This window comes from Leptolyngbya sp. CCY15150, from assembly GCF_016888135.1.
In the GTDB taxonomy this organism is placed as follows: domain Bacteria; phylum Cyanobacteriota; class Cyanobacteriia; order RECH01; family RECH01; genus RECH01.
Window position 1 is genome coordinate 1 of record NZ_JACSWB010000170.1, and the last position, 24,527, is coordinate 24,527.

Below are 24,527 nucleotides of genomic sequence, written 5' to 3' on the forward strand. Positions count from 1 at the left end.
GGTGAGGTCGGCGCTGCTGAGGTTGGCGCTGAAGAGGTCGGTGCTGCTGAGGTCGGTGCTGCTGAGGTTGGCGCTGGTGAGGTCGGCGTGGAAGAGGTTGGCGCTGGTGAGGTTGGCGTTGAAGAGGTTGGCGTTGCTGAGGTTGGCGCTGGTGAGGTTGGCGCTGCGGAGGTTGGCACTGATGAGGTTGGCGCTGCGGAGAAATTTGCCCACGCTTTGGTTAAAGGTGCCCAGTTGCAAACAATCGCTGTAATGGATCATGCGGAGCCAACGCTCAGAGTCATGACCGTCCGTATCCGGTTGACCGCAGGGATAGCAATGGATAGCCGCTTTTAGCGCCTCCACCGACTGAGCATACCGATGAATTTCCAGCAGCAAAATCAGCACATTCAACCCCGTAGCGATATCGACTTGGCGCTGTCCGATAGTCGGCTGATACTTTTTCAGTTGGCGGGCTTTGCGCTGGGGCAGGGTTTCTTCCGTCGCATCAATAAACTTGCCATCGCACCAGTCCAGATAAAAACCCTCCAGCCGTTTGAACAGTTCCACCCAATCTAGCTTGGCTTTTTTCAGCAAGCCGATCAGGTATTCCACAATTTCTTGGGTCAAAGCGCCAAAACCAAACAGATCGTAGATTTCTCGGCACAGCATCTCTTCACGAACGAGATAGGGTTTACCCCGACTATCCTCTTTTTTTGTCCAGCGCACTAGCGATTCAACCATCCGCTCGGCACACAAAAACTCACCAAAACTCTTGTGAAAAAACTCGATATGGTTCTCGCGGCCCTCCGTCGATTGCAAATAAAACGCCGCCAGGGCATTCTTGAGGGGGTTTTGCTCGGCGTTTTGCTTGGCCTGGGCCAATATCTGTTTTGCGCCCTCATCTTCTTTCAGCCGTTCTTCAATCAGGGCAATGGCGGCAAACTCGCCCCCCGACTGCACCACACACAACCCCGCCTCCGCCAAAATGCTGCGCAGGTCTTCCGGGTCAAGGCCGGTAATTTTAGGGTTGAGATCAGCCCCGTTTTCACTGCGCTGCTTGGTCAACACCCAATCCAGCGCCGCCTCGTAAATTTGAATCCGCACGGCGACCGGGTCATCGCCGGTGAGTTGAGACTCCTTGAGCTTGCCATCGCGGTGCAGCGCCGCCAGCAGGTAAAGCAGCAGGGGTTCCCTTGCCAGGGTTTTGACCTGCTTCGGGCACTGCTGGTTTTGCAAAAACGCCTGAAATTGCTGGGCTTTCTCGCTGCCCGCCAGCTTTTCCCAGTTCACAAACCACTGCTGCTGAATCTCCTCCGCCATTGGCGCAATCTCGACCCGCTCCAGATTTACAGGCATCAGCCGTTCCACGCCATACAGCGCCAGGGGTCTACCAGTAAGCACTACTCGGTGGCCGCGATCGCTAGTTTCAGCACAGCCTCTTTGAAACTTCTCCACCTGATCTAAAAATTGCTGGAGTCCACCTCCTGTGCCCCGTTCCAGCAGCAGTTCATCAAAGCCATCCAAAAAGAACAGAAAGCGGGTGTTGCGATCGGTCAGCCAGCCCGGATCTTTAGTGAAATCCGTGGCAATGGCATCCTTCAGCGTTTGGTCAAGACTCTGGGCAAACACTGACACATCGCGCAGACGAATCAACACCGGAATCCAGATGGGCGACCACTTGCGTCGCACCTTGTCAGCAAACATCCGACAAAAAACGCTCTTGCCCCGTCCAGGCCCACCCTGAATAAACAACACCTGTCCCTGTTTTTGGGCATCCTGCAACAGCGTTTCTGCCCAGGTTTCAATGTTTTGGGGTGTAGCCCTGTAATCCACCCGACCTTCCCTATCAACGGGGCGCACTTGCAGCGGCACATACAACTCGGCAAAGGTGAACGACTCGTCGAACACCGGATCCTGGGGCTTGCAGGCAATCACCTCCTCCAGGTAGCGATCGACACTGGCATAGCGTTCCTGGTCTTGAAACCAACCCTCCCCATAGACCGCCGCCAGCCGCTTCACCTGGTCGCGCACCTCCGCCACAATCTCCTTCAGGTAGCGGTGGGTGCTGCGGGCAATGCGTTCCGTGGTGCGATCGCTCTCTTCCGGCGACAACCCTGCCTCCTGCAACCGCTGGCTCAGCAGCCCATTAAAAATCCGCGCCAGTTGCGACTCATGGAAACAAATCAGTGTTTTCTTGGCTTCCTGCTCGGTTAGCTCCACCTCCTTGCCATCTAGCTCCAGCTTCTTGCCCATCTGTTGAATCTGGTTTGTCAACGCTTCCGATGCAGGTTGGTCAGACAATCGCTGCACCAGCTCTGGATGCTGCTCTAGAAAAACCTGGACACTTTTCAGGTAGGCAGTCTGGGCGGCGATCGCCACCCCCACCTCCAACGACGGCTCCTGCGGCGTTACCTCCATAATGTATTTCAGCAACCCCGCCGCCAACGGCACAAACGGCAAAGCCGCCGTCGCTACCTGCCCCAAGGGTGAACTCAACACATCCAGCAACGATGAAAAATGGTTGACCAGGGGTGCTAGCTCTTGGGCGCTCTTGTTTTCCCGAATCGCTTTTGCCAAGTCGGCGAGCGTCTTCAGGCTATCCACACCTCCCTTAACTGTCCCCTCCCAGGAAATCGGCGTATTCAAACCTCGCCAGACATCGCGCCAGAGTTGTTTCACCATTGATTTATTTTGGAGCAGCAATTTAGGTATAGTGTAGCCGATCTAGATTCGATGAACCTTTAGACAGTGAGGGTGGCGTTCATGCAATGTCTCCGCAGGAGAATCGCACCAGCAGTCAATGAGGCAGGGTCAGTCATTGTGTATCTTTTAACAAGTCGATGAAGCAGCGGACGAGAGATCCTGGCTTCGATGCACAGATTATCTGCTGCTGCTGCTTATCTTAGTCGTTAGACAACTTCTGTAATACATGGTTGAGCACAACATGTTTCTCAACTGTGCAACATAACTCAATCGCTTTGGTAAACTTGAGGTACTGATAGAGCTAGGTTGATCCATGACTATTGCAGTCGATCAAGCAATTCACCAGCAACCCCTTAGCCTTGACGAGTTTCTCGCTCATTATGGTGGCGATAACCGCTACGAACTGATCGACGGAGAGGTGTTCGACTTGGAACCAACAGGCCTGCATGAGGAGGTTGCAGCCTTCATAACAACGAAGATTTGTGTCCAGATCGACAGAGCAGAGCTACCTTGGTTTGTCCTTCAGCGGGGACTGTTGCGCCCTTCTAACACTGCCATGACAGCATTTCGTCCTGATATCGCAGTTGTTGATCAAGATGAACTGACCCAAGAGCCGCTTTGGTATGACCAGTCAATCTTAACTCTAGGCACTTCGATTAAATTTGTGGCAGAAGTTGTAAGTAGCAACTGGCAAAATGATTATGCTCGTAAGCTTGAAGACTACGCAGCGTTAGGTATCCCAGAATATTGGATTGCAGACTACGCGGGATTGGGGGGAACTCGACATATCGGAAAGCCCAAACAGCCCACCCTTTCTATCTGTGCGCTAGTGGATGAAGAGTATGAAATTCAGCAGTTCCGAGGCAGTGAGATGATCGTCTCTCCAACCTTCCCAGAGTTGAGACTCATGGCTGAACAAGTCTTGAGGGCTAATCGGTGACGGTGTTGCAAACAACCCCAACGCAGTAGACGTACAGAAGCTGACGAAGAACTTGTAGATCCCCATTGCTTCCAAGATTCACCCAAAACAGCCAACTCACCCTAAGCTTCGAGCAGCTCAGCGATTGCTGCTTCAATCATCGCCGTTGCCTCCCGGTTTCGGCCAGGGCCACCGGCATAATGCCCCCAAACCGAATCGATCACCCGCAGTTCCGCATTGGGCATCTGCGCCACCTCCAGCGCATTGTCCTCCGGTGTGAAATACAAATCCGTCGCACAAGGCATGATCAACGAACGAGCCGCGATCGCCCCCAAAGCAGCGGAAAAATCCTGATTATAGCGAGGATGATCGCTGATATCGCCGTAGTACCAAGCCTCCATCATCGCCAGCAAATCATTGGCATCCCAAGCCAGATGGTCGTCCTCCCACCAGCGCAGCAGGTCATCCAGGGTATCGAAGCCCAAGTCTTTGTAGAGCCCCTCGCGGTAAAACGTTTGGGAGTAGACCCAGCCAGCATAGACACGACCAAAGGCTTTCAGTCCCTGCACTGGCGGCTGTTGATAAAATCCATGATTCCAGGTGCCATCCGCAGTTAGGGCAGCGCGAACGCCTGCCAGAAAAACCTGATTGTGGGGCGAGGTTTTGGCAGCACCACAGATGGCGAGCATGGTGCTGACCTGATCGGGATAGAGAGCAGCCCAGTGGTAAGCCTGCATGGCTCCCATTGACCAACCTAGAACAAGGGCGATCGCTTCAATGCCAAACTGTTCCCACAGGAGCCGATGTTGACAGCGCACATTGTCGTAGAGCGATATCCGAGGAAAATCACCGCCTAGTCCGGTATTGCTGGGAGAGGACGATAGACCATTGCCAAATAAGTTGGGAACAATGATGAAGTAGCGATCGGGGTTCAGGGCCCAGGTAGCGCCGATGATGGCGGCATTGCTGCGGTGGGTGCCGGTGTAGTAGGTAGGAAATAGGATCACATTATCTTTGCTATCGCTCAAGGTGCCATAGGTGGCGTAGGCAAGCTTAGCATTGAGTAAAATATCTCCTGATTGGAGTTCCAGATCGCCGAGTTCAAAGTACTGATAGTCCATGGCCAGTCCCTAGGCGTTCAGCAAGTGCTGACGGATTAGCTTTTGCTGATGAATAATGCGGTCTTCCAGATGATTGGCCATGCCGGATTGATAGACACCGCTGGCATAGCCTTTTTGCACGCCCTCCGTGAGATCCATATCTTCTTGCATAAAATCTTCAAAGTCTTTCAGTAAAGTCTCCGTGGGAGTGCTAAAGCCGGGAATGGCAAACACCTCTAGGTTGACGCGACAGGATTCCACGCCGTTAGGTTCGATCTGAATCCAGGCAAGGACGCCGTTGGGGAAAGCCAGTAAATGCAGATTGGGGAACATCCCAAACGTAAGGAAGCCGTATCGATTGCGATCGCTTAAGTGTTCCAGAACGACATTGTCGGCACGCCAGCCGGGCGTTGTGGGGGTATATAAACAGTTGACGTAGTCCCCGAAGGAATGTTCGTAATGGCGAATGGGGCCCTGTACCTTATTGAGGGTTTGGCGGTGGGCGATCGCTACGTGGTAGTCACAGAGGGTATTGTCGTGGTAGTTTTTCCAATTACAGGCGACGATATAGTGTTTCTGAATCACTAATTCAGTCGTCGGCTGGCGATAGCCTTGCAGGACAGTGGGAATATCACCAAGAAAATCAGTTAATTCACAAGGTGGATCAGAAAGGCAGACGAAGATAAAGTTATCCCAGAGGGCGATCGCCACCGGAACTAGGGGAAAGTCTGGTGTGTCGAAGGTGTCGGGGAAGCGATCGTGGGACGGTGCGCCGATCAGCTTGCCATCTAAACCATAGACCCAGGCATGGTAAGGACAGATAATATGCTTGAGCGACTGGACGCCAGACTGGGTGCAGAGGGGAGAAGCACGATGGGGACAGACGTTATGGAAGGCTCGCAGTTGATGATCCCTATCCCGTACGATTAATAAACTAAGACCCGCAACCTCCTTCACCCAGACCTGACCGGGAGCAAGCTGAGCAGCATCACCAGCGTAGAGCCAAGTACGGCGAAAGATACGCTCTTGTTCAAGGGGTAAGAGCGCGGGGTCGGTGTAGAGTTGCCCTGGGAAAAAGTAGGCGTCGGGGTTGGCAACGGTGAGCAGGTCAGGTAGGTTAGCAATCATAGGTCGCATCTAAGCAATCAGAGCTTCGTCAGGTTTGCCCCGCAGGATATCCATAATGTCGTGTTTGTAGTCTTGAAACTGGGGTTTGCGTTTGGTGTCGTAGGTGCGATCGCCCGTCAGCTCCACTAGCACTTCTTTCTGGATGCGGCCTGGGCGGGCGGTCATCACGTAAATACGCTGAGATAGGAAAACGGCTTCCTCAACATCGTGGGTAATCATCAAAATTGTGGTGCCGGTACGTCGCCACAGGTCGAGTAAGAAGAGCTGCATAGTTTCCTTAGTTTGCACATCCAGTGCCCCAAAGGGTTCATCCATGAGTAAGATCTTAGGCTGATTCGCTAAGGCCCGAGCGATCGCTACCCGTTGTTTCATGCCGCCGGATAGTTCCTTGGGTAGGGCACGGGCAAATTTGCTGAGACCAACCACGTCTAGGTATTCGCTGGCCCGCTGTCGCCGCTCTGTCTTGGAAATGCCCTGCAGTTTCAGACCAAACTCGGCATTCTGCTGCACGTTCATCCAAGGATAAAGCGTGTAGCTTTGAAACACCATGCCGCGATCGCTGCCTGGCCCAACCACTTGAGCGCCGTCTACGGTAATCTCGCCTGCCGTAGGCGCATCTAATCCAGCAACTAGACGCAGTAGGGTAGACTTTCCAGAGCCTGAAGCGCCGACGGCACAGACAAATTCGCCCGTTTCCACATGCAGGTTAATATCCTTGAGGGCGACAAGTGGGCCATTACGGGTGTCAAATTGTTTATAAACGCTGGAGACTTCAAGGTGCATAGGAACGTTGGGGTAAAGGAACGATAGGTGTATAGATATCTCTAGATTAATCAACCGCCCATTTACAGGACAGGCGCAGAATTGCCCGAAACGATAAGTCCAAGATAAAACCAATCAGCCCTAGGACAATCAAGCAGGCAAAAATTTCATCGGTTCTAAAAAATCGTTGAGCCAGTTGAATACGTTTTCCTAAACCCACTTCCGCTGCAACGAGTTCCGCCACAATCACCATATTCCAAGAGGTGGCGATATTAATTCGGAAGGTGTCGATAATGCTGGGCGTGACGTAGGGCATAATCACTTGGGTGAGCACTTGCCAACGCCGACCGCCCAAGGTATAGGTCGCTTCCAAAAGATCCTTGGGCACAAATTTCACCGCGTCCATGATCATCAGAACGTTGTAGAACAGCGTTCCTAGAAAAATCAGGGCGATTTTGGGCGCTTCGTCAAGCCCTAGATAAATAATCAGCAGCGGGGTAAAGGCAGGGGCTGGCATATACCGCAGGATGCCGATGATCGGTTCAAATAGAGCAGCGATGCTAGCGAAGGTACCCATGAGGATTCCTAGCGGCACAGAGACGATCGCTGCCAGGAGAAATCCGCAGGATACTCGGAAGACACTAGCCCAGGTATCTTGCAGCAAAAAACCTCGTTCCCACAATCCCATAAAGGCACGAACCACATCTGCGGGGGATGGCAGAAAAGCGGCATTCATACCCGGCAAGCTAGCAATAATCCACCAGCCTGTAAAGGGAATGATGATAGATAGGGTAAATAAGACCCAATTCAGCGATTTGGGTATATCTTCAGCAATCCCCCAAAAGACCGTAGGTTTCAGTCCCTGGGTGCGGGGAGTATCAGTTAGGTCAGAGGATGTGGATGTCATAATTGCTCGGGAAACCTTGAGAACAATGGGGGGCGATCGCCTACATCTAAGCGATCGCCATGAGAACTACCCAATCATCAGGCCAATCATCAGGATGCGCTTCTTAGCTATTGCTGGCGGCGTAGGCCTGCACGAAACGATTATCGAGAACCGCGTCTAGATCAGGAACCTTATCTTCGGTGATAAACCCAACACTGGTCATGAAGTCTGCCATGCGCTGGGCGGCGAAGGGCATATGTTTCATGTCTTCACCAGGGCTAAAGGCTTCTAGATTATCTTCTAGGTTAAACATCCTAGTCCCATCGGTAAACAGTTGGAACTCTTCGAGGGACACATCTGCCCGTTGGGCCATAATTTCCTGGGCGCGATCGGGATTCTCTTCCATGAAGGCTAAGACATCAAACCAGGTATTCACCAGTGCCTGCACTTGATCGGGGCTTTCGTCAATCATGACTTGACTCACCACCAACAGATCGGGAATCGCTCCAGGATAGTCTTGAGAGCTCAACAGTTCCTTACTTCCTTCAAGCTGCAGCGCCGTCAGCCAATAGGGCGGCCAGGCGGCAACGGCATCAAGCTGTCCTGCAGCGAACGCTGCTGTGGCTTCACCCGTTTCTAACCCGCGAATCGTCACATCGCTGCGAGACATACCGGCTTCTTCTAGGGCTAGGCTAAGGAGGAAATCGCCGACGACGCCTTCTTCTAACCCCACATTCCTGCCAGCGAGATCCTGAATCGTATTGATCTCTTGCGTCACAATCACCTTGTCGTTACCGGCAGAGTTATCGTTGACCACCACCACCACTTCGCCATTGACAGCATCAGCGGCAAAGGAAATCGTGTCGTTGAGCGTCTGGCAATTGGCATCTAATTGACCAACAGCAAAGGCTTCCATGGATTCAAGATAGCCGTCAAACCAGCGTAGTTCGACGTTTGCGCCATTGGCAGCGAAGAGACCTTCCTCTTCGGCGATCGCCCAAGGCCACCAACCGGCCCAGTTGCTATAACCCAGCACCAACGGCGCACTCGTCGCATCCGAACCACTCGGAGCCTCCGAGGTTGGGGTTTCAGCGGAGGGATTACAGCCAACTGCCGCCGTGAGGCTGAGACAAAAAACGAGAAGTAAAGATACAAACTTAGGAATTCTCATAGGTTTAGGCTCAATGTGAATAGAACAATGGCAGCGAAATCATCTGGATATCAGGAGAGAGAGACCTTGGTCGTGTAATCTTGTGTCTCAACAAGCTCGCGTGACTCCGATTTTCTCTTGTCAACAGGGGGGTAGGAGGACTCCTGAGAGACTCTTGCACTCCAAACGAATATGGTCTACGTAGCCTGAGTTAGGAATAGTATGGGTTAGAGGTGGAGAGACTTGTCCTCGACGGTTCGACATCATGAGTAGCAATAGACCTCCACATCATTGTTGAGCAAGAAAATCCTAAGTACGCCACCCTGTCTTAATGTGTTCGATTTAGGGCAAGATTTACGGTAACGGAAGCTACGATTTCTCTAGGTTTAGCCAACTTTATGGCTGAGGATTTCGGCAATTATCTCTCAGAGTCTACGGATTCAAGAACAACCCACGGGGATAACGGCTGAACTCACCTGCGATCGCACCCATTCATACCAATCTTCCAAGCCCTCACCCGTTTTCACAGAGATGGGAATGATGGTGACGTGGGAATTCATTTGGCGAACGTTGGCAATAATCTGCGCAATGTCTACATCTAGGTAGGGCGCTAGGTCTGTTTTGGTAATCAGCAAACAATCTGCCTCTTGGAACATCACCGGATATTTCAACGGTTTATCTTCCCCTTCCGTAATACTGAGCAAGGCCACTTTTTGATGTTCACCGACTTCAAACTCAGCAGGACAAACTAGATTGCCCACATTTTCCACCAGCACTAGGTCAAACTGGGCAGGATCATAGTCCTGCTCTAGGCGATGCAGCCCGCCCGCCACCATCTTGGCATCGAGGTGGCAAGAACGTCCGGTGTTGATGGCAATCACCGGTACGCCGTACTGGCGCAGGCGATCGGCGTCGAGTTCCGTGGTCATGTCGCCTTCAATAACCGCTACGTGATAGTCGGGGGCGATCGCTTCTAGAGTTTTCTCTAGCAGAGCTGTTTTGCCCGCGCCGGGACTGCTCATAATGTTGAAGCAGGTGATGCCCCATTGATCAAAGTGGGCGCGGTTGTGGTTTGCGCCCTGTTGGTTGGCGTGGAGGAGATTAATGCCGAGGGCGGCGTCAAAGGTTTGGTGCATGGGTTTAGGTGATGTAGGGTGAAACGATCTGGAACGTTGGAGAGTTTAGGGCATAGATAGGATATCAACCTATACTGTGGGCATCGAAACCAAGGTCTCTTTTAATCAAGACTACGTCGGGAGACTGTTTAAGTCCCTTTTCATCAGGACAATGTATGCCACGTCTCAGAAGCCAAACCTCTCTATTGCTGTAACTAGAAAAACTTCAGGTAGCGCTTAATTTCCCAATCAGATACGTGGTTATGGTATTCCCGCCATTCCTGACGCTTGTATTGCACATAGGCCTCAAACATCAGGGGCCCCATCACCGATTGACTGAGGGGATCAGCTTCCAGGGCATCGATCGCTTCCTCTAGGGTACGCGGGAGTAGATCAATCCCTAGGTTTTGCAGTTCCTCCAAGCTATAGGTGTACATGTTTTCTGTATGGGGTTCGCCTGGATCCAGGTTTTCGCGAATTCCCTCCAGACCAGCCGCCAGCATCAGAGCTGCCCCCAGATAGAGATTGGTAGAAATATCGGCAGCGCGGCATTCCACCCGTCCTCCAGCTAGGGGAATCCGCAGCATATTCGTCCGGTTGTTGTTGCCATAGCAAACATAGACCGGGGCCCAGGTAAAGCCAGACATGCTGCCCTGACGTACCAAGCGCTTGTAGCTATTCACCGTCGGACAGGTGAGGGCCACAATGGCGGGTGCGTGGCGCAGTACGCCGGCAATGAACTGATAGCCTAGTTTGGATAGTTTGCAGCCTCGGGGGTCTTCTGGATCAAAAAAGAGATTGTTGCCGGTTTCTAAATCTGCCAAGGACATGTTGTAGTGGGCACCGCTGCCGGTCTTATCCGAGGCAATTTTGGGCATAAAGGAGGCGAAATAGCCTTGCGATCGCGCCAGTTCTTTGACCATCAATCGGAAAAAGGTGAGGCGATCGGCCATTTTTAGGGCATCACAGTAGGCGAAGTCGGTTTCAAACTGTCCCTGTGCATCTTCGTGGTCAAAGGAATAGACATCCCAGCCCAGGGAATTCATGGCGCTGACGATGGTGTCGAGGATCTGGTAGTTGTCCAGCAGCGTGGGTACATCGTAGGCGGCCTTGGCTAAGAGATCGCGATCGCTCACCGGCCCAAAGGAACCATCCGGATGATCTTTGAGGATGAAAAACTCGGTTTCAATGCCCAGATTAAAGGTGTAGCCCATCTCCGCCGCTTGGGCGAGGACTTGCTTGAGAATGGTGCGGCAACAGGCTTCAAAGGGCTGACCCTTGAGGTGCAAATCGCTGGCAAACCAAACCACTTCAGAATTCCAGGGCAGCACGGTCGCGGTAGCCGGATCCGGCATAGCCGCCACTTCCTCATCGCTGACCTCCTGAGGTACACCGTCTAGAGCTGCCCCCGTGAATAGCTCCGAGCCACCCATCATCTGACCAATGTGGCTCAGGGGCACCATCTTGGCTTTGCACATGCCGTGCAGATCGACATAGCTAGCTAGGGCATATTTCACCCCTTGCTTTTCCAGGGATGTTTTAAGAGCGTCAATTTCGGGTTGCAGAATAGTGTTCATAGATCGGCAGATAGATAGGAAATCAACGAATTAAGCAATCAAGCGTAGTACCAGTAGAATGTGTTAGGCGCAGCCGTAACGCATCCATCCAAGACCTAGCGTTAAACTGCCATGGCTACGAGACAAGCTCTTTATCCAAGGTTGAAGCAGGCTGAGCATATTCAATGCGATCGATTTTCAGCTCTCGACCCGAACGAATATCATCCATGGGACTACGGCAGGTGGGACAGGCGTAGCGCAGACCTAGCACGGGCTGATACTCGTCTTGACAGGTATGGCAAAAGGCAATCAGCGGTATTTCGCGGATCACAAGTTCTGCACCTTCGAGAAAGGTGTTGCGCGTTTGCACCTCAAAGGCAAACTGCAAACCAGCGGGCTCCACACAGGTAAACTGCCCCACAATGAGATGGATGCGCTCAATATCAGGGCGATTGGGCTGGGATTCCCACCACTCTTCCACGGTCATCAGCAAGGCTTTCGTCATATCGGTTTCATGCATGGCGATCGCTCCTCCTAAGACCAAGCCTGATCCACGTTCATATTGGCTTCCTCATGGATATAGCTAGGCTTTTCTTTGCGAGGGAGCTGGCCTGAGACCACCAAATGGGCCATGGTGTCACAGATTACCCGAGTGGCCATCAGAGATGTCATGTCACTAACATCGTAGGGGGGAGAGACTTCCACAATTTCTAAGCCACAAACCGGCGCTCGCTGGACAATTTTACCGAGCAGGGATAGAGCCTCTCGGGGCAGTAGACCACCGGGTTCGGGCCAGCCGGTGCCAGGGACAAAGCCAGCATCAATGCAGTCAATATCAAAACTGATGTAGACACAGTCGGTGCCGTCTAGAGCTCGTTCCAAGGCATAGTCTGCGGCGGCATCCATCCCCATTTCAGTAATATCGGTGACGGTGAGAATATTGGTGGAGCGTTCCCGACAGACCTTCACGCCTTGCCGAGGCACCTGCCAACCGCCAATGCCTAGCTGCACCAGATTTTTAGCCGGCGCATTAGCCATATTGGTGGCATGGAACCAAGGACAGGTATGCATCCGTTCATCTAGATCGGTTTCCTGGGTATCCACATGGCGATCGAAGTGAATAATGCCAATTTTCTTATCTCCTAAATGGCGGCAGACGCCGCGCACTGTGGGGAAGCCAATGGAGTGATCGCCACCGAGAATAATCGGAAAGGCACCGGAGCTAAAAATATGGGCAACGCCTTTAGAAATCTGGTCGAAGGATTTCTCGTTGTTGGCATTGATGGTGAAAATATCGCCGACGTCACAGAGGGTAATTTGCTCCCGCAGATCGACGCCTAGCTCAAAGTTGTAGGGGGTGTAGAGAGCGGAGATGCGGCGAATGCCTTGGGGACCAAAACGAGTTCCAGGGCGGTAGGTGGTACCACAGTCATGGGGAACGCCAACGATCGCAACGTCATACTCGCCCACCTTGCGCACATCCTCTAGGTAGGGCGCTTTCATAAACGTATTAATGCCCGCATAGTGGGGCAGTTCTCCCCGCGAAAAGGTGGGGATGGAGCGATCGCGTATGCTAGCTGCTCCTTCTAACCCATACTCCAAGCCGCGATCGACCTCCTGCTGCCAGCCGCTCATGGGCAACCGAGTCTCACGCTCTAGCGCCTCCTCAGCCTGGCTACGACGGGACTCAGAATTGGAAACCGGATTGTCTGCCATGAACAACACCCAAAAACTAGTAACAACACATCGGGCCTTTTCTGGGTATCAACAGTAAAGGATTACACAAACCCAAAACTGTTAGTTCTAATACAAACACAAGATCATATTTAGAGATGATGGAATCATGAATGAAATACTCTACCTGTTCAGTTTTTCGTAGAGACAACCATGACCTCCAGCCCCCCTCCCTCCCTTGATGCCGTTGATCAGCAAATCGTCACCCTTCTACGGGTGGATGGTCGCATGACCTTCACCGAGATTGCTAAGCGATTAGACATCCCTGAAGCCACTGCCCGCTATCGGGTGCAGCGCTTGCTTCAGTCCGGTGCCATCCAAATCCATGCCTGGCCGAACCCCGAAAAGCTGGGAACGCCCCACATTTTGATGCTCTATTTAACGGTGGACAATAGTCAGGTGATGTCCGTTGCCGAACAGCTTACCGCCATGGATGAGGTGCGGTTTGTGGCAGTAGCTGCTGGACGATACAACATCATTGCTGATGTTTACTACGGACATCATGGGGAAATTCTGGATTTCTTAGCAAAGCTCCAACAAGTTTCCGGTGTCGTGAGCTATGAGTCGCAAATTGTCCTGAAGTTGCTCAAGGCGGAGTACAATCCTCTGCAATCGCTTTAGTCACAGGCGATCGCCTTGGTAGAGGTATAGCGATCGCCCCGTAGGTGGGACAATCAAGACGCCTGAACGTGAGTTCCACAGTTCAAATGATGACACCTCTTGACCTACTGTCCTCCGCAGGGTCGCTCAAATCTGGTTGTGCATCCGCTGCCAGTTGATGCCGTAATGCTCAAGCACCACAGCGGCATCCATGGCGGCCACCAAGACAGTGGGTTCTGGTAACGGAATGCGGCAATTCTCCGGAGACGGATCATCTCAACCCGTTTTGAGGGTTCCGAATAATTCGACCGGCATTGAGGATGGCTAGCAGGGCGACACCTACATCGGCAAATACCGCCTCCCAAAGGGTGGCTATGCCGATCGCGCCCAAGGCAATAAAGAGTGCCTTGAAGACCATGGCAAACATGATGTTTTGCCAAACAACCCGCCGGGTTTTCTGCGCGATTTGAATGGCTTCGGCCACCTTGGAAGGGGCATCGGTCATGATCACCACATCAGCGGTTGCGATCGCCGCATCAGACCCCAGCCCACCCATGGCGATGCCCACATCGGCTCTAGCGATGACTGGCGCATCGTTAATGCCGTCGCCGACAAACGCCACGCTGCTTCGGGTCTGCCGGGCACGCTGCAACAAGCCTTCTAGGGCATCTACTTTGTCTTCGGGCAACAGTTCAGCTCGGTAGTAGTCGAGGCCCAGTTGTTGGGCGATGCTGTCGGCTACCGATTGGCTATCGCCGGTCAGCATAGCGGTTTGAATGCCTTGGGCGTGCAATGCTCGGATAGCCTCGACGGCGTCGTCTTTCAGCTCATCGGCAATGATGATGCGGCCACGATAGTCGCCATCCACCGCCAGGTGAGCCACGGTGCCGTCTACTACACAAACATCGTGGGGAATGGCTTCGCGGTGCAAAAGTCGGTCATTTCCCGCCAAGACAGTGCGACCATTCACCATAGCGCGAATGCCGTGCCCGGCAATTTCTTCGTAGTCTTGCACGGCGGCAGTATCGACGGCCTGCCCATAGGCCTGACGAATCGACTGAGCCACCGGATGCGTTGACTGCGACTCGACCTGGGCCGCTAGCTCTAGCAGTTGGTGCTGATTCAGGCCGTTGTGAGTCACCACATGGGTCACGCGAAAGTTGCCCTGGGTGAGGGTGCCGGTTTTGTCGAACACAACCGTTTTCACCTGGGCGAGGGTGTCTAAATAGGTGGAGCCTTTGACCAAAATGCCGCGTTTAGCAGCACCGCCCACTCCGCCAAAGTAGCCGAGGGGAATGCTAATCACCAAACCGCAGGGGCAGGAAATCACCAGCAGCACCAAGGCGCGATAGACCCACTGGGCATGGGTGGCCCCCTCAATAAACAGGGGCGGCAGCATCGCCACCGCCAAAGACAGAAACACCACCACCGGGGTGTAGTAGCGGGCAAAGCGGGTGATAAATTTTTCGGTGTCGGCTTTTTTGCTGCTGGCGTTCTCGACCAGTTCTAAAATTCTGGCGATCGACGACTCGCCAAAGGGTTTGCTCACCCGCACCGTCAGCAACCCAGACTGGTTGATCATCCCGGCCAGCACGGTTTCGCCAGGGGCAACGGTGCGGGGTACTGATTCGCCCGTCAATGCAGAGGTATCCACCAGCGATTTGCCCTCTAGAATGTCGCCATCTAGGGGCACCTTTTCGCCGGGGCGCACCACAATCACATCGCCAACCTTAACGGTATCGGGGGCAACGGCACGAATGTCGCCGTCAACGCTGAGATTGGCGGTGTCGGGTCGCACCTCTAGCAGAGCTTTGATTGAGCGGCGCGATCGCCCCACTGAATAGCCCTGAAACAGCTCCCCCACCTGAAAGAACAGCATCACGCCCACGGCTTCGGGAATTTGGTGAATGGCGATCGCCCCCAGGGTGGCAAGGGTCATCAAAAAATTCTCGTCAAAGATGCGCCCCCGCAAGCTATTGCGCCCCGCTGCGGTCAGCACTGTCCAGCCGCTGATCAGATAGGCCGGAATCAGCACCGCGTACTCGGCGATCGCGTAGGGAGTGTTGTGCAGAGTCTCGTTGAACATCAGGCCGATCAGGAGGAGGATGGCGGCGATCGCGATCGGCGTCAGCTCCTGCCGCAGGTTGAAGTCTGCGGCATCGTGGCCGTGGCCAGACCCGCAGCAGTCATCCTGGCTACCCGACTGAATAGGCGGTGGATGAATCGGTGTCTCGTGACGATCACAACAGGATTTAGAGCGAGAGCCTGCCATAGGAATACCTGGCGATCCTTTGCTGAATATCTGAAAGACTATTCAGATGATACAACATGCGCCGTAGCCTGTCATGCTTTTTGCACAAGGCTGATCCTAGAGTCGAAGGGTTAAAAAAATTGGAAACAGCTTGCAGCATCTGGCCTTGACCTAGCAGGCGCTAACCTTGACGAGAGGTCTGTCTGGCGCAAGACCAACTGGGCCGCGGGTCTATGGAGTCAACGGTGACTAGACGAAGACAACCGCGCGCCCATGTCTACCATCGACGCTGGAGGCGGCTTATCACGAATACATTAAGCTTCTTCAAGACGTGGGCTGAGATTGCCTCAACGGCGGCAGTCTCAGCGAGCGTTTGACAGGGGGGCGACCTGTGCAAGAGTCTAGCTGAACCGCAAAGCATCGCGTCACTCATCCAAGTGTTCGGCAACTTCGTGATAGAGGGTCATGATATGGTCATCGGCCAGACCATAGTAGACGTTGCGACCCTGGCGACGGTAGGTGACTAGACGCTGCGATCGCAGCACCCGTAGCTGATGGGATACCGCTGACTCACCCATCTTGACCGCAGCAGCCAGATCGCATACACAGAGTTCTTGCTGGGCCAAGGCCGACAGCAGCTTAAGCCGGTGGGGGTCGGAAAGAGCGCTAAAAAACTCCGCCATCCGCTGGGCCTTAGTCGTGCTGAGCACTTCAGGCTGCACTTGGCGCACATTATCTAGATGCACCAGCGGCTCGTCACAGGTTGGTGCGTCAGCCGCTGGCATGGAGGATTTCTCTGTAGAACGAGACCTAGCCATCGATTCAGTTTCCTGGCTTTTTCTCTATGATACTGAGAATCGTTACCACTGAACATCTGTTCAGAGGATTGAAAGTGCTGTATGAAGTACAGCGTTTGCTCATAGCTAGGGCGATCGCCCTGGGACTGAAATAGCGCTGCCGCCAACTCTTCCTTCTGGGAGACAAGCCAGGGCAAAGCGCAGCAACTGGGTCACGAGTGCCGTCATCGGCAGATCTAGCAAAGGGGCGATCGCCAGAGGTAGGACATCTCTCCATCGATGGCCCAGGGACAGCTCGTTCGCTGTCCGTAAACGTTATGTTGAACTGTTGAACGCGGATGCATCTGTGAAGCAAGCGGCTCTCATTCCGACGCTCGCCTTCGCTAGAGCGCAGGACTTCCCGCCTCACAGCTAAAATCCATATCTGGATACATAAACTAAAGATCTGGATGCACAAACCAAGAATTCAGATAAGCTTGCCTGGGATTGATATCCAGTGCAGCCAGGCAACAGAGTTGTCAGCTATTCCATCGTGATCTTACTCAATTGCTTACTCGATCTCATCGGCTTGGAGCGTATCGCGGACTAACATGACGGTGCAAGAGCTCTGGCGGGCGATCGCTTCTGGAATATTCCCTTGAATCACCTGTTTTAGCAGGCTTTCTCGACTGGCCCCCAAGACAATCACATCACAATGTTCTTCCTGGGCCAGGGTGACAATCGAATCAGCGATCGCATCGTTGACGATGGCGCGGGGAATCACAGGATAGGGCAAATAGCTCCGCAGTTGCTCCACCGCACGCTGCAAGACAGAAACATCGGTTGCGCCCTTGGCGGTGGGGAAAATTTGGCATACGCGCACCAGGGGAGCTTGTCCTAGGCTCAGGAGGGGTGGCAACAGTTTCAGAGCAGCTTGGGCATTGGGGCCACCGGCCACCGGCAGCAGCCAGCGGTTGAAACTGGGGGTTTCGCTGAGGCGCACGAGGAGAACTTCACAGGCGGCTTGGCGAATCACGGTATCGACGACGTTGCCGAAGACGCGACCAGGGGTTGAGGTATTGCCTTTCCAGCCCATTAAGATCAGGTCAATATGGTGATCTTTGACGGTTTCCAGCATGGCATGGGCGGCATCATGGGCTACCCGGATTTGGGTATGCACTGGAATCCCCCAGGATCGTCCCAGGGATTCAGCCTGACGCAGAAGGCGACGGCTGGCGGTAGTGCGGACGGTGGCTTCGGAGGGTGGTGTACCTCGGGGGACGGTGATCACCTGCAGGCAATCTAGCTCGTAGTTGCGATCGCGGGCCAGCACAATGGCAAGTTTGAGCAGCAGCGGCCCGGTTTGGGGATTACTTAGGGGTACCAGGAGCCGACCTTGTCCCGTGGAGGGCGATCGCGTTTGGTAGACCACGTAGGAGGGTTCGGGCTGGGGGCCGAAGGAGGAGAGTTCGCCGCTGAGCTGGTCGGACTCGGCGCGGATAATGTCGGCGCGGGTGATGATGCCCACGAGGCGTTGGCGATCGGTGACCGGCAGGCGGCTGAGCTTGAAGCGATTGAGTAAATATAGAACGTGAATCAGGGAATCATGGGACGACACGGTCACGGGCTGGGGGGTCATGATATCCACGAGCCGTAGGTGACCTGTCGATCCATTGCGCCGGGAGGCATCGGCCAGGTCGGACTGGGTGACAATGCCCACTAGTTTGCCTTGGTCAACCACTGGAAAACCACGATGGTGCGATCGCGAGAAGGCCTGGATGACTTCCGGCAAAGGCATTTCGCTAGATAGGGTTTCAACCCGCCGCTGCATGAAGGTTTCAGCGGATAGGTTGGCTAGACTGGTGTCTTGATTCTCCAGTTTATCCAGGTTAATGCCCTGCATGGTCAGCAGTCGGTTGTAGAGGGAACCGCTGACCAGACGTTCGGACACGAGGTAGGCGCTGACGGAGCCGATCATCAGCGGCAGAACAAGATTAAAGTCCGACACCATTTCAAACACAATCACGATGGCGGTGATCGGCCCTCGGGTAATGGCGCTAAAAAAGGCTCCCATGCCTGCCAAGGCGTAGGTGGTGGCGGAGGTGAGCTCTAAGCCCGGGGCGATCGCTCCCCCCACTGCCCCTTCCACGGTATGGCTGAAGAGTCCTACGAGGTAGCCCAGGGAAGAACCGAGAAGCAGCGCCGGGGCAAAAATTCCTCCCGGCGCACCAGAGCCGTAGGCCACTAAGGTCAGCAAAAATTTCACGCTAAAGGCCAGCAGCGGCAGTCGCCAGCCCTGGCCCGTGCCAATCAGGAAGTCGCGCAGGCCGGTATTATCGCGAAATTCGGGGGGCAGCAGAACCACGATCGCCCCGGATAGTAGGCCAGCGATCGCCACTTTCCACGGCAGTCCTAACCCCCGAAAGCGGCGATTGATGGCCAGGCTTAGGAAAATGCCGTGGCTAAATAAGGTGCCGAGGAGGCCTGCCAAGGCTCCCAACAGGATAAAAAACGGTACGTCGATCAGGGAGAAATTGATCTCTAGGGCGCTCATGGGGCCAATACCTAGCCCCTGCCCGCCCAATACCCGTGACACCACCGCACCCACAAAGGAGGCCAGGATCGCCGTACCGAGGGTGAGGCCAGAAAAGTCCTGGAGCAATTCCTCGACCACAAACAGCACCCCGGCAATGGGGGCATTAAACCCGGCGGCGAGCCCAGCGGCTGCGCCAGCGGCCAAGAGCTGCCGCCGATACTCTGGCGAGGTGGGAATCCAATGGCTGAGCTGGGAGGCAAGGGCAGCTCCAATTTGGACGGTGGGCCCCTGTCGCCCTAGGGTAAATCCAGATCCTAGGATCAGAATGACGCTGAACATTTTCACGATCGCCACCCGCAGGTTAAGGGCGATGGGTACCTGGCTGAGGGCGGCCTTCACTTGGGGAATGCCGCTGCCGGCCGCTTCTGGAGACAAGCGCTGCACCAAGAGACCGGCTAGCCCGCCGCCGATCAGTCCCACCAGCGGTAGGACGATCCAAGCGGGATATTGGTGGGCAATCTGAATCCGCCAGCCGCCCAGCCAACCGGCTCCATGCTTTAGGGTGACGGCGGCTAAACCTGACACTAATCCAATGACACAGGCTTCGACAATGGCAATTTGTTTGGTGTCTCCCAGAAGGGGACGAAACCACTTAGCAAGGGAATGAAGCTGCATGGATAGCACATATAGGTTGGGAGAGCATGTCCGATCATCAACAGGACTGGCGATGCCGCTCCATAGCGCAGGTCGCCTACCGCTGGGCTGCTGCCGGACGTCGTTGAGGGGCGATCGCTAGACCCAGGACGACCAGCACGCCAATGACCACGGCTCCTAGCCCCAGAGGGCTGAGCACCCAAAAGGTCACGTCAATGTGATTGGCCGCATCGAGGCGCAGAGACCAAGTGAGCTGATCGGCCTCTTGGCGACTGGGGGGGAGGGAATTAGAACTGATTCGGGCTCCCCAGGGACTGTTCAGGGTAAATTGCCAGTCCATCACAGATTGTAGGGGTAGCCACACGGAGGTTTGATCCGTCCAAAGCGATCGCAGATCCAAATCGTAGATCAGTCGGTTGCGCTGCACCACAATCAGGTTGCGTTCTTGCACCGTTAACTGAGACTGCCCAGCGGCCCCCGGACGGTCAGTGCCGCTGAGGTTGGCCAGGGCGTCGGGGGAGAATATCTGCTGGCCAATGTGATTGAACTTGTCTTGGAGATCGGCTCCGTTGTGGAACGGGATGCGAATCTGCCAGCCGTCCTCTGTGCGCGCTTGGCTAGCTTCTGGGAGGGCCGCCAGGCGATCGCCCACCGCATTCAACCACTGTTCGGCGGTAAACCGCTGGAGTTGGGTGAGTCCGGGATTGAGGTGAACCTGCTGCACCAAGGTACCATGCACCTGATCGCGATAGTCAATGCCCGATTCTGCTTCCACGCAGCCCGATAGTCCCAACGACATCACTAGGGCGATCGCTACCCAGAGCCGCCGCCAGTAGCCGTGATTGTTCATGTTCATCTTGCCGATCCCACGCATCCTAACCTGCTGCATCCTACCTCTAGATGAACCATGCTAAACCACCGAGCATAAGGGCGATCGCCCCCAACGCCACCCAAACGAAGCGATTATCTTCGGTCTTGACTTGACTCCAGTCAATCGGCTCAGGCTCAGGTTTGGGCAGCGGTTTCGACGGACGGCTGGAGGAGGGACGATAGGATGATACGCCCTGCCCGGCGGTGGAGGATCCTTCTTCGAGGTTGCCAAGGTCAGGGATGGGCGTGATCCATTCGGGGCGAGTTTTGAGGCGAGGGGCTTTGAGGATGTAAAGCAATCGCCGGCCCTGCTTGCTGGTGGTGTAGTCTGGATGGCGGCTGAGGGTTTCACAAAGGGCGATCGCCTCCTCCCGTAAACCCGCCGCTTCGTAGGCCGTCACCAGCCACATTTGCACTTCACCTCCCAAGGGAGAGATGCGGTTCACCAAAGCTGTGGCTTTTTCAAGGTGCTCGATGGCAGTGCGATACTGCCCGCGCTCAAAGGCATCTTTGCCTAGGTGGTAGAAGCGTTGAATCAGGTCTAGTTTTTCAGTCGTCACAGTGATAGGTGGCTTAGATGCTTGGCTGAACAACAGGCGGTGACCCCATGGCGATCGCCTGCCTAGCGGGAACCTCTGTCCCTACATGAGATGTCTTTAAATGTAGCAAGAACTTTGACCCAGCGCGTTAGGCTAGAACTAGGCTGAATGAGACCCTGCTGTGCGCTACCTCCATTGAGATTCATGAGATTCACGATCTAAATCAACTCCTAAATCAACTCCGAGGTTTATCATGCATACCCCATCTGTCCGCCCGTCCCTCCTAGCCTGGCTGCATGGTTCAGGGCGATCGCTCCTCTGGCTTGGGCTCATGGGTGTCGTTGCTGCGCCTGCTGCGGCCCAGGCCTATCCGCACGCTCCCGTAGAAAGCACCACGCAACTGGCTCAGGTGTACACCAATCGCTCCACCACCAGTATTTCAGGAAGCACGGTGATTGTGACTGACGGCGAGCAGTCTGGCTACTATTACAACTCCACAACGCCGCTCTCTAGCGATCGCTCTGATCGCTACTACCTATCCACGCCGTCCCAGTATCCCAGCACCGTCCGCTGGTCTACCACTTCTACCCCTCGTTGGGAGTACCATCGCTCGTCGCCCACGATTACCAACAGCCGCATTGAGGATTCAGTGCTGATTAACCCAACCATTATTGACAGTCGGATTGAAGATTCGGTGTTGATTAACCCCCGGTTTGAAGACACCTACCGCCCCCGTAGATCTTCAACCTATTCCACAGGCGGCACCCGCCCGTCTTGTCACGTCATGGCCCATTTGCGCACGGCCTGTCAGTAGCAAGTTATCGCAGGTGATTCATCATGGGTGATTCATCATGGATGATTCATCGGGAGCGATCCCTCGCGCCTCGGCAATCGCTACACTAGATGCATATCGATCGCCGCGACACGAAACCGATGATGCATCATGCCTCGATCCGCACCGCGAATATTCATCAAGCGATCGCTTTCTATGAACAGCTAGGATTTAGGGTCACAGAACGCTTCACGGCGGGCATTACCCTAGCCTGCTGGATGGAAGGATTGGGTGGGCGGATCGAGCTGCTGCAGGTGCCCGAGCCCAAGCCAGCGGCGGATGTCTTCAGCGATGAGCATTACACTGGGTACTATCACCTATCGTTTGATCTCACCGATCAGATCGATAGCCTACCCCAATGGCTGGCGGATCTAGATCAGCGGCTGCCCGCAGAGTTGGCACCGCTGCAGGTGTTGCTGCCGCCCACGCAGCAAATCATTGGAGCGGCGGTGTATGAAGTGGCGTTTATCGCGGATGCTGATGGCTTGCCCCTAGAGTTTTTGCGGAAACAAGGGCAAGCCTTGGGCATCCCTGTCTAGGATTGGGCTGCCACTAGTACCGGCGGCAATCTCCTGACTGTCGCGCAGGTGTCTCACCCGCAGCAAGCCAGGCGTCTGCGCGATCGTGGATCCATTGACGCCATGAAGTATTAGTCCCCTGCTTATTGAGGGCGATCGCACTCACACCGTTGGTACCTTCTGCGCTATGTCCACTCATCAGATTGAACGATTTGCCGACAATTGGAGCTATCTGAGAACCGAATTGAGCTGGCTAGATCATCTCTTGATGGCAGCGGTGGCCCGGCAGCGGAAGCAAACCAAAGAGGTTGATCGCATTGCCCAAAATAAGGCCGATCGCGTTTCCAGCCACTGGTGGCAGGGCATTGTATCCCTAGAGGGCAAGGCGGCCTATGATGATTGCCGCAAGCCGCCGGCTGCTTCTACGACCAAGCTAGGCTATCAGCAACAGCTTGAACTGCGGGTGCAGGCGAGTCAGTCTACGGGTATCCTGCTGGCGCTGCCCCTGCTGCGCGATCGCTTAAATCTGACGGTATTTGAGAAAAATCTGACCCTGCTGTGCCTGGCTCCGGAGATCAATCGTCGCTACGCCCGCATCTACCGCTACCTGAAGGGCGATGACGAGATCATGCCCAACGATCTTCCGACGATTGACCTGGTGCTACGCCTCCTCTGCCGCAATGATACGGAGTGGAGCCAGGCCCGCCGATCCTTTACGCCGGAAGCGGTGCTGGTGCGGCGGGGTCTGCTAGAAATTCCCACCCGCAGCCACGATACCCGCCTCAATTCCGTCGTGCGTCTGGCGGATCCGCTGGTCGATTTTCTCTTGAGCGATCGCCCCACGGCTACCGATCTGGATGGGGTCTTGGACGCAACCCAGCCGATCCTGGAGTCCGACTCACCGTTTATGGCAGCAGGGTCTTTTTCCTCGGCAGGGGTCTCCCTATCTAGCTTTGAACCGTTTATCCCCGAGTCTTACGTAACTCAGCAGGCTACCGTCACCTGGTCTGACCTGGTGTTACCCCCATCGCTCCTAGCTGCCTTGAAGCCGATCGCCGATCGCCTGCAGGTGCAGCCCCAGGTTGCCCAACAGTGGCAGGCAACCGCCGGAGCAGAGGCGTTGAAGCTTGGACAGGTGATGGCGCTCACTGGAGCAGCGGGAACCGGGAAGATGAGTGTTGTACAGGCGATCGCTCATCAACAGTCCACCGCAGTTACCTGGCTGGATCTAGCCCAGGTAGACCCTGACCAGGCTGCATCGGTGCTGCAAGATATCGCCGCCCAAGCACCCACCGTGCTCATGCTGAAATCTGCCCATCTCTGGTTTGGGCGCTTGGCCCAAGTCCATCGAGCTGAGCTACACCGCTTCTTGGCTCTGCGACGACGGCAGCCCAGCCTCACGGTACTGGTCACGCAGCGGCCCGAGGCGATCGCCCCCTACTGGCGTCGTCAGATCGATCAGCAAATCGCAATTCCCATGCCCACGGCCAGCGATCGCCTCTTGCTGTGGCAGCGGGCCTTTCCGCCATCCATTCCCTTGGGAGATCTGCCCTGGCAGTGGCTGGCCGATCAGTTTCCAATCAGCGGGGGGCATATTCGAGCGATCGCCCACGAGGCTAGTCTCTGCGCGGCTCTTGACCCATCCTCCTACCTGCATACCTCCTTGCATATAGGACACCTGCTGCAAGCCTTGGTGAATGATCAGCAGTCCCTCACCCTCGAATCTATCGACCAAGCCCGCTATACTTGCTCAGGAAAGCCTTTCTGATTCCTATGGTCTGCTAGGCTACAGGCTGCCCGTGGGCAACGGGAGATGCACCATGCCTGGGGCGTCAAGCTAGCTAGGACTGAGGTCACTTAGTCTGGCTAGCCGTGAAGCAGACCATCGTTGGGGCGACCCAAGGAAACTCCAGCCC

20 protein-coding genes are annotated in these 24,527 nt (G+C 54.7%); 5 read left to right on the forward strand and 15 right to left on the reverse strand.

Features of this window, described 5'->3' with window-relative positions; genetic code table 11:
• The coding region (locus tag JUJ53_RS10265) for a pentapeptide repeat-containing protein (protein ID WP_204151921.1) at positions 1 to 2,664 on the reverse strand (2,664 nt) is incomplete at its 3' end.
• Between the two features lie 334 nt (positions 2,665 to 2,998).
• Here JUJ53_RS10265 and JUJ53_RS10270 point away from each other — a divergent pair.
• Complete coding sequence (locus JUJ53_RS10270; protein ID WP_204151922.1) at positions 2,999 to 3,625, forward strand: Uma2 family endonuclease; 627 nt, start codon at positions 2,999 to 3,001, stop codon at positions 3,623 to 3,625.
• A gap of 101 nt (positions 3,626 to 3,726) precedes the next feature.
• Here JUJ53_RS10270 and JUJ53_RS10275 read toward each other — a convergent pair whose 3' ends face one another.
• The 9 genes from JUJ53_RS10275 to JUJ53_RS10315 form a co-directional block, all read right to left on the reverse strand.
• Positions 3,727 to 4,725 carry an alpha/beta fold hydrolase gene (locus tag JUJ53_RS10275; RefSeq protein ID WP_204151923.1) on the reverse strand — a complete coding sequence of 333 codons (999 nt, stop codon included), beginning with the start codon at positions 4,723 to 4,725 and terminating at the stop codon, positions 3,727 to 3,729.
• A gap of 9 nt (positions 4,726 to 4,734) precedes the next feature.
• Positions 4,735 to 5,832, reverse strand: coding sequence for an aromatic ring-hydroxylating dioxygenase subunit alpha (locus JUJ53_RS10280; protein WP_204151924.1), 1,098 nt, complete (start codon positions 5,830 to 5,832; stop codon positions 4,735 to 4,737).
• 9 nt (positions 5,833 to 5,841) lie between these two features.
• Positions 5,842 to 6,615, reverse strand: a complete 774-nt coding sequence (locus tag JUJ53_RS10285) for an ABC transporter ATP-binding protein (RefSeq protein ID WP_204151925.1) — start codon at positions 6,613 to 6,615, stop codon at positions 5,842 to 5,844.
• A 46-nt stretch (positions 6,616 to 6,661) separates the two neighbouring features.
• Positions 6,662 to 7,501: an ABC transporter permease gene (locus JUJ53_RS10290; RefSeq protein WP_204151926.1), complete on the reverse strand. Its 840-nt coding sequence runs from the start codon at positions 7,499 to 7,501 to the stop codon at positions 6,662 to 6,664.
• A gap of 103 nt (positions 7,502 to 7,604) precedes the next feature.
• On the reverse strand, positions 7,605 to 8,651 hold the full coding sequence (locus JUJ53_RS10295) for an ABC transporter substrate-binding protein (RefSeq protein WP_204151927.1): 1,047 nt from the start codon (positions 8,649 to 8,651) through the stop codon (positions 7,605 to 7,607).
• 419 nt (positions 8,652 to 9,070) lie between these two features.
• On the reverse strand, positions 9,071 to 9,766 hold the full coding sequence (hypB, locus tag JUJ53_RS10300) for a hydrogenase nickel incorporation protein HypB (protein ID WP_204151928.1): 696 nt from the start codon (positions 9,764 to 9,766) through the stop codon (positions 9,071 to 9,073).
• 194 nt (positions 9,767 to 9,960) lie between these two features.
• Positions 9,961 to 11,322 carry a type III glutamate--ammonia ligase gene (glnT, locus tag JUJ53_RS10305; protein ID WP_204151929.1) on the reverse strand — a complete coding sequence of 454 codons (1,362 nt, stop codon included), beginning with the start codon at positions 11,320 to 11,322 and terminating at the stop codon, positions 9,961 to 9,963.
• Between the two features lie 115 nt (positions 11,323 to 11,437).
• The gene (hypA, locus tag JUJ53_RS10310) at positions 11,438 to 11,821 is read right to left on the reverse strand and encodes a hydrogenase maturation nickel metallochaperone HypA (RefSeq protein ID WP_204151930.1); all 384 of its coding nucleotides are present in this window, start codon (positions 11,819 to 11,821) and stop codon (positions 11,438 to 11,440) included.
• 14 nt (positions 11,822 to 11,835) lie between these two features.
• Positions 11,836 to 13,017 (reverse strand): agmatinase family protein, encoded by a 1,182-nt coding sequence (locus JUJ53_RS10315; RefSeq protein ID WP_204151931.1) that lies wholly within the window; start codon positions 13,015 to 13,017, stop codon positions 11,836 to 11,838.
• Between the two features lie 171 nt (positions 13,018 to 13,188).
• Between JUJ53_RS10315 and JUJ53_RS10320 the strand changes: the two genes are divergently transcribed.
• Positions 13,189 to 13,656, forward strand: a complete 468-nt coding sequence (locus JUJ53_RS10320) for an AsnC family transcriptional regulator (protein ID WP_204151932.1) — start codon at positions 13,189 to 13,191, stop codon at positions 13,654 to 13,656.
• Between the two features lie 250 nt (positions 13,657 to 13,906).
• Here the strand turns inward: JUJ53_RS10320 and JUJ53_RS10325 are convergent, their stop codons facing one another.
• The 5 genes from JUJ53_RS10325 to JUJ53_RS10345 all read right to left on the reverse strand — a co-directional run bounded on the left by JUJ53_RS10325 (position 13,907) and on the right by JUJ53_RS10345 (position 21,282).
• Positions 13,907 to 15,907, reverse strand: coding sequence for a heavy metal translocating P-type ATPase (locus JUJ53_RS10325; RefSeq protein ID WP_204151933.1), 2,001 nt, complete (start codon positions 15,905 to 15,907; stop codon positions 13,907 to 13,909).
• Between the two features lie 404 nt (positions 15,908 to 16,311).
• Positions 16,312 to 16,704, reverse strand: a complete 393-nt coding sequence (locus tag JUJ53_RS10330; RefSeq protein ID WP_239124956.1) for a metalloregulator ArsR/SmtB family transcription factor — start codon at positions 16,702 to 16,704, stop codon at positions 16,312 to 16,314.
• Positions 16,705 to 17,233: 529 nt separating this feature from the next.
• A complete protein-coding gene (locus JUJ53_RS10335; RefSeq protein ID WP_204151934.1) occupies positions 17,234 to 19,873 on the reverse strand; it encodes a chloride channel protein in 2,640 nt (879 codons plus the stop codon).
• A 76-nt stretch (positions 19,874 to 19,949) separates the two neighbouring features.
• A complete protein-coding gene (locus tag JUJ53_RS10340; protein ID WP_204151935.1) occupies positions 19,950 to 20,708 on the reverse strand; it encodes a DUF3153 domain-containing protein in 759 nt (252 codons plus the stop codon).
• Positions 20,709 to 20,748: 40 nt separating this feature from the next.
• On the reverse strand, positions 20,749 to 21,282 hold the full coding sequence (locus tag JUJ53_RS10345; protein ID WP_204151936.1) for a tetratricopeptide repeat protein: 534 nt from the start codon (positions 21,280 to 21,282) through the stop codon (positions 20,749 to 20,751).
• 232 nt (positions 21,283 to 21,514) lie between these two features.
• Here JUJ53_RS10345 and JUJ53_RS10350 point away from each other — a divergent pair, with 232 nt between their 5' ends.
• The 3 genes from JUJ53_RS10350 to JUJ53_RS10360 all read left to right on the forward strand — a co-directional run bounded on the left by JUJ53_RS10350 (position 21,515) and on the right by JUJ53_RS10360 (position 24,379).
• Complete coding sequence (locus tag JUJ53_RS10350; RefSeq protein WP_204151937.1) at positions 21,515 to 22,075, forward strand: hypothetical protein; 561 nt, start codon at positions 21,515 to 21,517, stop codon at positions 22,073 to 22,075.
• A 122-nt stretch (positions 22,076 to 22,197) separates the two neighbouring features.
• Entirely contained in the window at positions 22,198 to 22,632 is a 435-nt protein-coding gene (locus JUJ53_RS10355; protein WP_204151938.1) for a VOC family protein, read from the forward strand.
• A gap of 166 nt (positions 22,633 to 22,798) precedes the next feature.
• On the forward strand, positions 22,799 to 24,379 hold the full coding sequence (locus JUJ53_RS10360) for an AAA family ATPase (RefSeq protein ID WP_204151939.1): 1,581 nt from the start codon (positions 22,799 to 22,801) through the stop codon (positions 24,377 to 24,379).
• Positions 24,380 to 24,527: the final 148 nt, after the last annotated feature.